This is a genomic window from Chthoniobacter sp. (assembly GCF_040003245.1).
Classification (GTDB): domain Bacteria; phylum Verrucomicrobiota; class Verrucomicrobiia; order Chthoniobacterales; family Chthoniobacteraceae; genus Chthoniobacter.
The window spans coordinates 1-7,978 of record NZ_JBDUCX010000286.1 but is presented as its reverse complement, the minus strand read 5'-3'; the positions used below and the strand labels follow the sequence as shown (position 1 = coordinate 7,978).

The window sequence follows — 7,978 nt, the reverse complement described above, 5'->3', positions numbered from 1 at the left end:
AGAAGGAGACAAATAACGAAATCGGCGGTTTTCCCTTCCTGGCCAAGCCGGTGAGTCTGGAGGCCATCACGAAGTGCCTGAACGAGCACTTTGGGACGGAAGGCTGACGGCACGGCCGACTGCAACGACCGCTTGATTTTGTCGCGAGTCTGTTAGTAAAGGCGGTGGTATGTCTCTCACTCCACCGACTTCGCGCTCCTCATTCCTCGCTGGGTTGGGGCGCAGGATATTTGGCTGGAGGTTGATGGTGGGGCTGGGGGTGGCTGCGGGGGGAATCGAGTGGCTTTCGCCGGTGCCCTTTTTTGCCCCGGGGCATCGCGTGTTTCAGAGTCTGGCGATTCTTTTTGCGTGCGGCGGCCTCGCGTTGCGCGCCTGGGGCAGCGGCTGTGCTGGGAGACACACACGCACGGCGCAGATCGAAGCTCCGCAATTGGTCACCGGTGGCCCGTTTGCCTATCTCCGCAACCCCATCTATGCCGGGACGATGTGCCTCGGTTTTGGCATGGCCGCATTGATCGGGGATCCGCGGGCCTATTTCCTCACGGCGCTGGCGTTTCTATTCCTCTACATCAGCATCGTGCCGGCGGAGGAGGAGTACCTGCGCCAGCAATTTGGGACCGCTTATGCGCGATACTGCGCGGAAGTGCCGCGCTTCCTCCCGCGGCTCCGGCCCTGGCCGGGACGGGTGCGGCAGGCGTTTCATTGGCGGGCGGCGCGGGGCGAATTGGCGATTGCCTTGTGGGCGGCGGGAATCTACCTGGCACTGCTGGGCGAGGAATGGATCGATAAAGTCTGGGGCTGAAATGCGATGGCCGCTTGACGCGAGCCTTGGTTGCGGCTGCCATGTCGATTACATGCGCCTGCTTTGTGCTTTTGCTTTTGTGCTGATTGCCAGCGTGGCTTCCGCGCTGACTCCCCGGGAGTTGGATGTGATCGGACGCCGGGTATGGCAGAATGAATGCAGCGGCACGCGCGAGGGGCTGACCTCGTGGAATTCCGGGGAGAATTTCGCTTCGCTCGGGATCGGGCATTTTATCTGGTACCCGAAGGGGGTGAATGGCCCGTTCGAGGAAAGTTTCCCGCTCCTGGTCAAATTCTTCGCCGCGAATTCCGTGAAGGTTCCCGCCTGGATCAAGCCGGAGGACGATTGCCCGTGGAGCGCCCGCGCGGAATTCCTGGCGGCGGCGAAGAGCGAAAAAATGACGGAGCTGCGCGATCTCCTCGCTTCGACGATCCAGGTGCAGGCCCGGTTTCTCGTGCAGCGCATGGAAATGGCCCTGCCGAAAATGCTCGTGGGCGCGCCGGCGAATCAACGGGCGAAAATCAAGGCGAACTACGATCGGCTGGCCGCTACGACACGCGGGCAGTTTGCCCTGATCGATTATGTGAATTTCAAGGGCGAAGGCACTAAGGATACCGAGCGCTACGCGGGCGAAGGTTGGGGCCTGCTGCAAGTGCTGGCGGGCATGGGCGAGAGCGAAGGAGCGAGCCCCGCGGCGCTTTTTGCCAAGAGCGCCGAGGAGGTGCTGACGCGCCGGGTGCACAACGCGCCGCCGGAGCGCCACGAGGAACGCTGGCTGGGGGGATGGAAAAACCGCGTGCGAGCTTACGTGCAATAAGCCGAATTATCTCGCGGACCCCCCAAAACACCCCGTAATCTATTCTGGTAAATGATTCGTCGAGACTACCTTATCGTCGGCGCCGGAGCTGGGGGCATCAGTGCGTGCGAAGGCGTCCGGGAGCATGACAAGAAGGGGACAATCATGCTTGTGGGCAACGAAATCGCGCTGCCCTACCAGCGTCCGCTGCTCTTCAGCTCGATTTTGCGCAAGACCGGGAACCACGCGGCGGAGAAATTGTGCGTGCACGATGGCGCGTGGTTTCAAAAGCATCACGTCGACTTGCGGCTCGATACTTTCGTCACGCAATTCAACATCGAACGGCGTCTCGCGGTGCTCGGCAACGGGCAGGCTGTGGAGTTTCGCAAGGCGTTGCTGGCCACGGGCAGCCGCGCGCGGCGCCCGCAGGTAGCCGGCGGCAATCTCGGGAATGTCTTTTATCTGCGCTCGCTGCGCGACGTGCAGGCCTTGCGCGAAATCGCGGAGACCGAGCACCAGATCGTGATCATCGGCGGCGGCTGCATTGCGCTGGAGACGGCCTCGCTGCTGGCGCAATTGCCCAAGGCCCAGGTCACGCTCCTGCATCGCGCCCCGCTTTGGTCGAGGTCGTTGGGTCCGGAGGGAAGCGCGTGGCTCGGTGAGTATCTCGGGAAGCACGGCATCAAGCTGTTGATCGGAGAAACACTGAACGGCTTTGAAGGGCGGACCGTGCTGAAGAATGTGCAGACGAAAAGCGGTCAGCGCTTTCCCGCTGGACTGGCCATCGTGGCCCTCGGCGCGGAGCCGAATCTCGGCCTCGTGCTCAATACTCCGCTGGCCTATCCGCACGGCACCCCGGTGAACGAATATCTCGAGACGGATGAGAAAGGGATATTCGCCGCGGGCGATGTGGCCGCGTATCCGGACAAGATCCTCGGCGGAGTGCGGCGGGTGGAGCACTGGAACGCCGCCGTAGCGCAGGGTCATGTCGCGGGGCAAAACATGACGGGCAAGAAGCGCATCAAATTCGAGCATCTGCCGCACGCGAGCAGCACGGTCTTCGATCTGCACTTCGATTTCCTCGGCGATTATAGCAAGCCACCCACCCGCATCGAATTCGAGGGCGACCTGGCGAAAAAGAAATTCATCGTGCGGTCTTACCAACTCTCCGCGCTCATGAGCGTGGCGCTTTGCAATCAGACGCCCGAGAAAGTGGAAGCGGCGAAGACGCAGCTCCGCGAGTGGCCGCGCAGCAAGAAGGCAGAGACGATCTAATTTTTATTTGCTAAAAACTCCCATTTTCGGCAATGGACCCAATGGACCCAATGGGACAAATGGAGCCAACAGAGCCAATCGTGCCCATGGAGCCAATGGAGGCTCAAGTCTCGGAAGGTGGCGGTCGGAGAAAACCAGCGGAACGCGTCAGTTAGGCGGGGGAGGTGGAGGGCCGCCGCCATCGAACCCGGGCGGAGGAGGTCCACCGGGTCCACTCGGACCACGTGGTGGTCCGCCGGGTCCGCCGAAGCCGCGCATTTCGCCGGGGGTGCCGAGATCGGCACCCGGAACGCGGAATGCGACGTGGTAGTATCCTTTCACCGACTCCTTCTCGACGAAGAGGTCGAGGCTGCCCTCGGCCTTGGCGGTGTGAATGTTGCGATCCAGCTTGTCGGCGGCCTGAAGTGAGAACGGGAGCGCGGCCCAACCGAGATTGCCCAGCGTCGGATTGGCGTAGACCTCGTAGCTGTAGCCGGCCTGTGCGGGGACGGAGATTTTGTAGCGCCGCTTGCCGCTGGTGGCGGCCGGTATCTCGCTGCCCGCGAGGACGAGCACGCCATCCTCCGCGCCGGGGTAGGGCTGCTCGACGGGTGTGAGGCCCATTACGATGTCCCAAGTCGTCTCCTGCTCTCCCGCGGCGCTGCCGGGGACGGCGGTGAAATCGCGAATGACCGCCGCCCGTTCCGCCGGGTCGCGCACCCCGCGCAACACGCCGTCGTTGTCATTCGTGGTGCCCCACACGCTGCCATCGGCGGCGCGGGCGATTTCGTTCCAGTAGAGCTGCGTGGTGAAGCGGGTCTTTTGTCCCGGGATGGTGATGCCGAAATGGAAATGACGGGTGCGCCCGCGGTAAAGGCCGGCCTTGATCGTGCGGAATTTGTAGGCACCGTCGGAAGCGGTGAGGAATTGGCCGAAGCCGGCAAAGTTGGCGTCGGCGCGCGGATTGCGCGGGGCGTCGGCGGCGAAGAGATACTGGCCGTCGTGGTCCGTGTGCCAGAGCTCGATGAGTGCATTGCGGATCGGCTGGCCCTTGCTGTCGAGGACGCGGCCGCTGACGAAGGTGACGATGCCTTTGGCCGGGGTGAGATGATCGTCGACGATGACGAGATCGTTGTCCTTATCGAGCGGGATGTTTTTGGCCACCGGATAGAATGGCCCCTGCGTTTGCCGTGGCGTGAGCGTCAGCGCCTCGGCGAGTAGCCCGCTCACGGAATAAAATGCGCCGCCCGCGGCGAGTTGACGGAGGAAACGCCGGCGACTGGCGAGCGTTTGGGAGGTGACGATGTGCATAAGGGACCGATTCAGGCGGTCGGGGCGTGTGGGAATCTGGGCCGGTCCAGAAGTTTTGCATGCGATATCTTGAGTGAAAGGCGCGGCGAGCGACCCCTCGGCTGCTTAACGTCGCCGTAAGGCATTCTGGTGTGCTTCTTTCGGTGGCGGCGTTTATTGCCGGGAGCCCGAGCGCGCTCCTTGCCTCCCGGGGCAATCCGGGGTATGCATGCACCCCTTTTTTATGACGAAACCACGAGTCACCCTCTACGACACCACCCTGCGCGACGGCACGCAAGGGACGGGGATTTCGTTTTCGATGCTCGATAAGATTCGCGTGGCGGAGAAGCTCGACGAGTTCGGCGTGCACTATATCGAGGGCGGTTTTCCGGGCTCGAACCCGAAGGACGCGGAGTTCTTCAACGAGGCCAAGAAGCGCAAGTGGAAGAACGCGAAGATTTCGGCTTTCGGGGCGACGCGCCGGGGCAAGATGAAGGTCGAGGACGATCCGCAGGTGCGCATCCTTTTGGAGGCGGAGACGCCGGCGGTGACGATCGTGGGCAAGACCTGGCCGTTGCAGGTGACCGAAGTGCTGGGTGTGTCGCTGGAGGAAAACCTGGCGATGATCGCCGATACCGTGGCCTACCTGAAGAAGCACGGTCGTGAGGTGCTCTACGATGCCGAGCATTTTTTCGACAGCTATCAGGATGACCCGAAGTATTCGCTGGCGACGGTGAAGGCGGCGCATGACGCCGGGGCGGATCTCATCGTCCTCTGCGATACGAACGGTGGCACGCTGCCGGATTTCGTCGCGCAGGCGACGCGCGATGTGATCGCGGCGTTGGGCGAGGGCACCGTGGGCATCCACACGCACAATGACTCCGGTCTCGGCGTGGCCAATGCGCTGGCCTCGGTGGCTGCCGGCGCGGTGCAAGTGCAGGGGACGATCAACGGCTACGGCGAGCGGGTGGGCAATTGCGACCTGATCACGGTCGCGGCGAACTTGCAGCTCAAGCTCCAGACACCGGTCGTGCCCGACCTAACGCGGCTGCGCGAGCTTTCGCTCTTCGTCGATGAACTGGCCAATGTGCCGCACAACATCCGCGCGCCCTACGTGGGCACGGCGGCCTTCACGCACAAGGGCGGCCAGCACGTGCACGCGGTGCAGAAGCTGGCCAGCAGCTACGAGCACGTGGACCCGGTGCTGGTGGGCAACGAGCGCAACATCACCATCTCCGACATGTCGGGCCAGTCGAACGTGATCGTGAAGGCAGAGAAGCTCGGCTTCCAGTTTTCCAAAGGTGCGCCGGAAGTGGCGAAGATCCTGTCCCAAGTGAAACTGCTGGAGAGCGAAGGCTACGAATTCGAGGCAGCGGAAGGGTCGTTCGAATTGCTCGTGCGCCGCCAACTCGGGCTGAGCCGGCCGCTGTTTGAGCTGGAGGAATATCACTGCTCCTACCGTCGCTCGGGCGACGAAGGGCGCTGGAACAAGTGCGAGGCGACGGTGAAGCTGCGGGTGAAAGGCACGGCGGAATACACCGTGGCCGAAGGCGACGGTCCCGTGAACGCGCTCGACGCCGCGTTGCGCAAGGCGCTACGGGCGTTTTACCCAACGATCGATTCCGTGCAGCTCGACGATTACAAGGTCCGCATCATCAACGGCCAGCAAGGCACCGCCGCGCGGACACGCGTATTGATCGACTCCACCGATGGCGAGACGAGCTGGGGCACGGTCGGTGTCTCGGACAATATCATCGAGGCAAGCTGGCTGGCCCTGGTGGACAGCTTTGAGTTCAAGCTCGGCCGCGAAGCGCGGCTCTGAGGTTTATTGAACCGACGAGGCGCGGAGGCGCGGAGAGATAGAAAGGGGTGCGCTGTAGGGGAAGCTGCCAGCTTCCCAACTACGAGAGGCGTCCGTGACGCCAACGTGGCGTCATGAAACGTCCAGCGCCGCATCAGGCGTTGCGAACCTTACTTTGGAAGTCATTCCAGAGTGGCCAAAGCTCTGCGGCGATGGGCGTATATTGCTCCGGAGGCCCGGCGTCGCCGAACCAACGGGTGAACTCCTCATGCAACACGCGCTGCACGTCGTCGACGGAGGAGCAGGAGCGCAGACGCGGCAGAACGGTGGAAACCTCGGGACTGTATTTGTCGGTGTTGTCCTCGAAGTTGATACCGATAGGATCGTGACGAAAGAAAAGTGCTTCGACGGTCTCGTACAATTCGCCATAGAACACTTTGATCTGCTTTTTCTCGGAAGCATTAGGGTGAGGATTCGGCTTTGGTTCGTCGCTCATGGGACGCGTTGCTGCATTGGAGGCACCCGTCATTTTGTCGTTCATTGGATGCGGCAGGTCATCTGCTGTTTGATGTTGGGTTAATCGCAGATTGGCATTCTGCCGCCAAAGCCAGAGGCCAGTCGGGGTTCTTGAAATAGTCCTTATTGGTGGCCTGGTATCTCTTGTAGCGGGTGACGAACTCGTGGTTGAGCGGGGAGTTGAGGACCGAGAGTTGCGGATAACTCTTCACCGCCTGCGCCTGCGCTTCGGCGACGGATCGAGGATGAGGTGCGTGGAAGGCCCTCCATCCAGCCAGTCCGAAGAAGAGCAGGAGCACCAGGAGTAATGTGATACCCCAGGAGGAGCGACCGCGGCTGACCGGTCGAGCGCGCTGATCGTGATGGTCGGTTAGTGCGACCAGAATGATCAAACCGAGAAACGGAATGAACAACACGATCGCCCACCATCCAGAATGCCCTTTCCCGAGTGCGTAGCTGGCACCGCCCCAAAGGTAAAGAGCCAGACCGCCGAGAGCAATGAGTTGAGTTGTGAATGGCGAGAACGTCCCCTTGGAGGAAAAGTTGGCGACTGAGAGCAAGACAATGCCAAAGCCGATACCAAGATTGGTATTTGTCTTATGTTCTTGGAGCATGAGGGATCAGGCTGGCGCAAATTCTGAATAGCCCCAAGACTAGTGAAAGCCGGAGCGTTTGGCGATGAAAGTCGGCGCGATGGGCTTTCAGGTTTGTATTCCCGTAGGGCAAAGGGACTGCGATGCTGCCTGAGTGTGCGGCGCTCTTGACTGGAGGGTCATGACGGTTGCTGACTAAAAGGATGGTGCCTGGGCGGACGCCGAGTTAGCGTTTTATCCATGGACTCTTCGACCCCACCCGTTCCCCCCGCAAAGAAAACGAATTGGTGGCTGATCGGGTGCGGCGGGTGTCTCGGGCTGATGGTCTTGGCACTGATCGGTGGTGGGGCGATTTTCATGGGGGTGTTGAAAATCATCAAGTCGTCGGGGCCTTACCAGACGGCGGTGGCGGGGGCCACTGCTTCGCCGGAAGTCCAGGCGGAGTTGGGCACGCCCATCGAACCGGGCTTCATGCCGCAGGGCAACGTCAACACCAATGACTCCGGCGGCACGTCCACTGGAACCGCTGATCTCACCATTCCCCTCAAGGGACCGAAGGCTTCGGGCAGCCTGCATTATGCCGCCACGAAAGACGGCGGAGACTGGGTGGTGAGTGACTTTACCGTCACCGTCGAGGGCAGTGGGAAGAAGATTCACGTCGGCCCGTAGCCTTCCTTCGGTGGAGGCATTTTGAGTTTTGCGGGAGACAAACGCCAACGGCGTTTCATCATCCAGCCTAGGGTTGCGAGCTGCGAGCTACCCTAGGTCAATGCCCCGATGCGATGAGCCCTGAAAGGGTTGAATCTCTTTTCTCGCGCGACCTCTGCGCTGCAACCCTTTCAGGGTAGGGCCGCCATGGTGGAATACCCAGGTGAGCCTGTATCGATTTTTCGGACAGAATTGGGTAAGCTGAAGCAGACGACTTC

The 7,978-nt window shown here is 61.4% G+C and carries 8 protein-coding genes; 5 read left to right on the top strand and 3 right to left on the bottom strand.

Annotated elements, in window-relative coordinates:
- Nucleotides 1-169 precede the first annotated feature (169 nt).
- Genes ABJF10_RS27025 through ABJF10_RS27015 form a run of 3 tightly spaced genes read left to right on the top strand, consistent with a single transcriptional unit; the run spans nucleotide 170 to nucleotide 2,873 of the window.
- Nucleotides 170-802: an isoprenylcysteine carboxylmethyltransferase family protein gene (locus tag ABJF10_RS27025; protein WP_348547737.1), complete on the top strand. Its 633-nt coding sequence runs from the start codon at nucleotides 170-172 to the stop codon at nucleotides 800-802.
- 1 nt (nucleotide 803) lies between these two features.
- Entirely contained in the window at nucleotides 804-1,619 is an 816-nt protein-coding gene (locus ABJF10_RS27020; RefSeq protein WP_348547736.1) for a hypothetical protein, read from the top strand.
- 51 nt (nucleotides 1,620-1,670) lie between these two features.
- Nucleotides 1,671-2,873, top strand: coding sequence for an NAD(P)/FAD-dependent oxidoreductase (locus ABJF10_RS27015; RefSeq protein WP_348547735.1), 1,203 nt, complete (start codon nucleotides 1,671-1,673; stop codon nucleotides 2,871-2,873).
- A gap of 147 nt (nucleotides 2,874-3,020) precedes the next feature.
- On the opposite strand, the gene ABJF10_RS27010 is transcribed toward ABJF10_RS27015, so the two are convergent.
- On the bottom strand, nucleotides 3,021-4,163 hold the full coding sequence (locus ABJF10_RS27010; RefSeq protein ID WP_348547734.1) for a hypothetical protein: 1,143 nt from the start codon (nucleotides 4,161-4,163) through the stop codon (nucleotides 3,021-3,023).
- 223 nt (nucleotides 4,164-4,386) lie between these two features.
- On the opposite strand from ABJF10_RS27010, the gene cimA reads away from it, so the two are divergent.
- On the top strand, nucleotides 4,387-5,964 hold the full coding sequence (cimA, locus tag ABJF10_RS27005; RefSeq protein ID WP_348547733.1) for a citramalate synthase: 1,578 nt from the start codon (nucleotides 4,387-4,389) through the stop codon (nucleotides 5,962-5,964).
- A gap of 133 nt (nucleotides 5,965-6,097) precedes the next feature.
- Here the strand turns inward: cimA and ABJF10_RS27000 are convergent, their stop codons facing one another.
- Nucleotides 6,098-6,484, bottom strand: coding sequence for a hypothetical protein (locus ABJF10_RS27000; RefSeq protein WP_348547732.1), 387 nt, complete (start codon nucleotides 6,482-6,484; stop codon nucleotides 6,098-6,100).
- A gap of 13 nt (nucleotides 6,485-6,497) precedes the next feature.
- Complete coding sequence (locus tag ABJF10_RS26995) at nucleotides 6,498-7,073, bottom strand: hypothetical protein (RefSeq protein WP_348547731.1); 576 nt, start codon at nucleotides 7,071-7,073, stop codon at nucleotides 6,498-6,500.
- 219 nt (nucleotides 7,074-7,292) lie between these two features.
- On the opposite strand from ABJF10_RS26995, the gene ABJF10_RS26990 reads away from it, so the two are divergent.
- The gene (locus tag ABJF10_RS26990; protein WP_348547730.1) at nucleotides 7,293-7,721 is read left to right on the top strand and encodes a cytochrome c oxidase assembly factor Coa1 family protein; all 429 of its coding nucleotides are present in this window, start codon (nucleotides 7,293-7,295) and stop codon (nucleotides 7,719-7,721) included.
- Nucleotides 7,722-7,978 lie beyond the last annotated feature (257 nt).